Consider the following 4,718-nt stretch of genomic DNA (forward strand, 5'->3'; position numbering starts at 1 on the left):
GCCTTCCGCACCTCACCTACCGGATCACACCCACCCGGCGACGCTGAGCGTCACCGCGCGGATCGACCCGCGGTCGGACCCGACGACGTCGGCGACCTTGAACACCCAGTTGCCGTCCGCGCCGTCAGCGGTGAGCGAGGACAGCGGCGCACCGCCGAGCCACGACCCGGTGAACGGCGCGTCCGCGCTCGTGACCGACGAGAACGCCCTGGTGGCGGAGTCGTCGAACACGGCCTGGCAGATGTTGTTGCCGGTGGACCCGACCCGCGAGAACAGCGTCACGCTCTTCCCGGAGGGCGAGGTCAGCGTGCCGACCAGGTCACCGACGAACGTGTGGTCGATGCCCACGGTCGTGGCGCCGTCCGCGGTGGAGCAGGTCGCCCCGTCCACGGAGAACTTCAGGTTCGACGCCGCACCGACGCCCGAGACGGGCAGCGTCACGGACACGCCGGTCTGGTCGTTGTCCGGGATCGCGATCGGCGCGCCCGTGTAGGCGAACGACTTGAAGTCCCGCGACGGCTCACCCACGCGCAGCGTGAACGAGTTCGTCGTGGGCGACGTCGAGCCCGAGTAGGTCACGCGGGCGTCCAGGCGGACGGCGGAACCGAGGCCCGCCGAGGCCGGGACCGTCACCTTGAAGGTGTTGGACACCGTCTGGCCGACTTCGACCGTGCCGTAGTACTTCGAGCGCGGCGCGATGGTGACGCCGGCGACCGGGGTGGACAGCACGAGCGAGGTCGAGGCGGCCGCGCCGTCACCGTTGTTCGTCACCGGGACGGTGACCGTGGCGGTGGTGCCCGGCTTGAGGAAGGCGCTTCCGTCGGCGTCGTTCACGACCGTCGGCTTCTGCGCGCGGGCCAGCGCCTGGGGCGAGGCGCCCGTGTAGGCCAGTGCCCGGTCGGCCATCACGATGCCGGCACCGGTGCGGTTGTCCACACCGGACTCGACGATGTCGATCGCCGTGGTGACAAGGGCTTCCTTGACCTCGGCGGGCGACAGGGTCGGGTTGCCGGACAGGATCAGGCCGGCGATGGCGGCGGCGTTCGGGGCCGCGGCGGACGTGCCGAAGAACGGCGCGAAGCCCGGCACCGACGTGGTCACGCCGTCGGCCGCGGTGATGTCCGGCTTCTGCCGGGTCTCGGCCAGCGGCGAGCCGTCCGGCGCGAAGAACGTGCGGCGCGGTCCGTCGGAGGTGAAGCGCTCCGGCTTCTGCGTGCCGTCGTACGCGTTCGGGTACGGGCCCTTCGGGTTGGCAGGGTCGCCCGGCTCCAGGTCGAACGGCAGCGCGGCGGCGGCCGGGGCGGCCGCGACCGAGATCGCGCCCTTGGCCGCGGAGTGGCCGCGGGTCGTGCCCGGCGTCACGTACTTCTTCAGGCCGTCGTTGGTGTCGGCGAACCGGCCGCCGAACAGCGACAGCGCGAAGTACTTGTCCTCACCGCGGTACTTCACGACCGCGAGGCGCGTGCCCGTCGACGAGCTCGGGGTGTTGATGCGCTCGTACGGGTCCTGCGCGCCGTCCTGGTTGTTCTGGCTGAAGGTGACAACGTTGCCCTGGGAGTTGACCAGGTACAGGTCGTAGTCGTTGAACGACTGGCCCAGCGGGTCCGCCCAGTGCAGCACCACGGGGGTGTCGCCGGAGAAGTTCGACAGGGGGTTGTAGAGCTGCTTGGCGTTCGGGTCCGGGTTGAAGTCGTGGGCCGTGCCCGCGAACTTGCCGACGCCGACGCCCGAGTCGACGAACTGGCCCTCGTAGTGGCCGGAGGTGCCGTCGGCGACGTTGCCCTGGTTGCCGGCGCTCGAGAAGAACAGCGCACCGTCGGCGGCGACCGCGTCCACGGCCCGCGCGATGATGCCGTCCTGGAACGGCGACTCGTTGAAGTAGATGACGTCGTCGACGATGACGTCGCAGCCGAGCTGGAAGCGCAGCTTCTTGATGTTGTCGGCGAAGCTCGCGTCACCGTTGAACGCCGTGGCGAAGCCGAGTTCGGCGTTGGGGGCGAGGTCGTGCAGGATCTCGAGCATCGCGGTGCCCTCGTCACCGGAGCCCGCCTGACCCGGCAGGACGTCGACGGCCGGGAGCTCACCGGCGGCCTGCGACACGGCCAGCGAACTGACACCGTCGGACAGGGCGCACAGCTTCGTGCCGACACCGGTCACGTGGAAGGTGCCCCGCGCGGCATCGGCGGCGTGGGCCTTGTCGCTCTCCGCGACGGCGGCCGCCTGGACGGACATCTGCTTCTCGGCGAGCCTGCGCTCGATCTCCCGGGCCTTGTCCTCTTTGGACGGAGTCGCCTTGCGGGACTTGGTGTCCTTCTTGTTCTTCACGTCCTGGGTCATCGCGTCGCTGCCCTGCTCGACGCGGGCGACGTCGCCGCGGTCGGCGATCTCGGCGAGCTTCGCGAGGGGGACCTCGGCGCGCACGGTGCGGTTCTCGGAGGACACGGCCCTGATCTGCCCGCCCGCCGCGCGGACAGCGGTGACCAGGTCTTCCGAGTACTGCTTGGCGCGGATGTCGACGAGGGTGGTGGACTGCGGCGTCACGGCCACACCGGTCGTCACCTGGGGAAGGGCGCTCGTCGTCCCCGCCTGGGTGCGCTTGCGCGCCTCCACGACGAGCGTGCTGTCCACCTTGGACTCAGCAGGGGTGAGGGACTTCTTGATGCTCTGCAGCGCGGCGATCTGCGCGGCGGTGCGGTCGTTGATCGATTTCGACGCCTTGACCGGGTCCGCGGACGCGGGCGTGACGGCGGTGAGTGCGGCCAGAAGGACTGCGGTACCTGCGGTGACTAACGTCGTGCCTCTTCGAGATCGGCGCACAGGGCTTCTCCCCCGAACGTTGGCGTGCCCCCGAGCACGCGGCCTGCGACCGGAGATTCCCGGTCGAGGCGCCAACGTATGGTGCGCGTGTGATCACAGTCAGCATCCGATTGGGCTACTTCCCACTGAGCAGACACGATCACACTTCACAGAACAAAAGCGTCAGTCCACAACTGACCGGTTCGCCCGGAAAGGGCTTCCAGGAGAGCGGCCGCCTGGTTGTCGGTGAGGGACGCGATGAAGTCCACGACGGCACGCCCGCGCGCCAATCCCCTGATGGCGTCAGGACCAACGGGCATCTCGCCGGTCGCGCCGACCAATGTGGACGGCTCCGTCCGGGCGAGCCCGGCGTACTCCGTTTCGGCCAGCTCCACGAGGTCGTGCAGCCTGCGCGGCAAGCGGTCCGCCTCGGTCCGGTCCGTGACCCACTGCTCCAGCGCGTCGACGAGGGAGCTGAGAAGTCGTGCCTGTCCTCGTTGGTGCAGCGCAAGATCCGGACGCAGCAACACGAAGCGCCGGTGGACGAACTTCAGCACCTGCACCTCGTGCCACTGCGCCACCGCGAGCACGACGTGACCCGACCGCGGTGTCGGTTCCTCCATCACGCCGACCGCGTCGACGAGCCTGCGCGTCCACCGCGAGCTGAAGCCGGCGACCGCTTGCTCCGCCTCGACGGAACCGTCGAACGGCACCGCCAGCAGTCCGTCGACGAGTTCCTTGCTCACCTTGCGGACGGCGAGCGCGAATGCCTCGTCGCTCATCACCCAGGAGTCCTTGAGGTGCATGCGCCGGCGCAGTGTCTCCAGTGAACGGCCGGGCATGCGGATCTCCGCGCCCAGCTCGGCGTCGCTCAGGCCGGCGAGTGCGAGCGCCTGCGCCTGCCACGTGCCGAGCTCGGCCGCGACCGTCGCGTGCTGCAGGACACCGACGCGGTGGAAGTCCTCGAGGTCGTGGATCGCGTAGGCGATGTCGTCGGCGGTGTCCATGACGCTCGCCTCGACGGTCTGCTGCCACGACTCGATGTGGCCCTCGAACGGTTCCCGCGCCTGGCGCAGGTCGTTCATCTCGGTGACGTAGGCGGAGAACTTGGAACTGCCGGTGCCCGGCATCTCCTCGGGTTCGGACGCACCGCGCGGTGCGACGGCGAGGCTGAGCTTCTGGTGCCGGGTCCACGGGTACTTGAGCATCGCCGCCCGGACCGCGACGGTCAGGTCGAGCCCGAGGGCCTTGGGCCCGCGCACGTCGGTGGTCGTGATGATGCGGAACGACTGCGCGTTGCCCTCGAACCCGTCCGGCAGGCCGAACCGGTGGCGCGCCAGCCGGTCCAGCACCTGTTCGCCGAGGTGCCCGAACGGCGGGTGCCCCAGGTCGTGGGCGAGAGCCGCCGCTTCCACGACGTCCGGGTCGCAGCCACCGAGCTTCTCGAGCACGGCGGTGAGCTCGGGCCGGGTGGTGAGTCGTTCGGCGATGGCCCGTGCCGCCTGGGCGACCTTGAGGCTGTGGGTGAGGCGGTTGTGCACGAGCAGGCCCGAGCCGGTGGAGCTGATCACCTGGGTGACGCCGCCGAGGCGCGCGAAGAACGGGGAGCTCGCGACCCTGTCGCGGTCGACGCGGAACGGGTTGGCGGCGAGGTCGGCCGTACGTCCGACGCCGACGGACCGGCGGGCGGTGCGCTGCTCGTTGTGCATGGCCTAGAAGGTATACCGCCGGAGCCCAGAAGCCCTTGAGGCGCAAAGACCCCCGGACACCAAAATGCCCCCGCGGGGAGCGCTTTCGGCGCTCGACCCACGGGGGTATCTCGGGAAGAAGTTCGGCGGCGACCTACTCTCCCACACCGTAACCAGTGCAGTACCATCGGCGCAGAAGGGCTTAACTACCGGGTTCGGAATGGGACCGGGTGT

Annotated in this window: 2 protein-coding genes and 1 rRNA gene; all 3 read right to left on the reverse strand. The window is 69.8% G+C overall.

Annotation, left to right across the window (positions count from 1 at the left end; genetic code table 11):
• Positions 1-24: 24 nt before the first annotated feature.
• The gene (locus ACFWGZ_RS39525) at positions 25-2,817 is read right to left on the reverse strand and encodes a S8 family serine peptidase (protein ID WP_382456718.1); all 2,793 of its coding nucleotides are present in this window, start codon (positions 2,815-2,817) and stop codon (positions 25-27) included.
• Positions 2,818-2,963: 146 nt separating this feature from the next.
• Positions 2,964-4,505, reverse strand: coding sequence for a deoxyguanosinetriphosphate triphosphohydrolase family protein (locus tag ACFWGZ_RS39530; protein WP_382456719.1), 1,542 nt, complete (start codon positions 4,503-4,505; stop codon positions 2,964-2,966).
• Between the two features lie 120 nt (positions 4,506-4,625).
• Positions 4,626-4,718 (reverse strand): 5S ribosomal RNA (rrf, locus tag ACFWGZ_RS39535); the annotation flags it as partial.

Origin of the sequence: Lentzea sp. NPDC060358 (genome assembly GCF_042725365.1) — a bacterium.
Lineage (GTDB): Bacteria > Actinomycetota > Actinomycetes > Mycobacteriales > Pseudonocardiaceae > Lentzea.

What these genes read in the sequence shown, in the direction of transcription:
- ACFWGZ_RS39530 (WP_382456719.1), bottom strand. Translation starts at nt 4,505, where the DNA reads ATGCACAACGAGCAGCGCACCGCCCGCCGGTCCGTCGGCGTCGGACGT.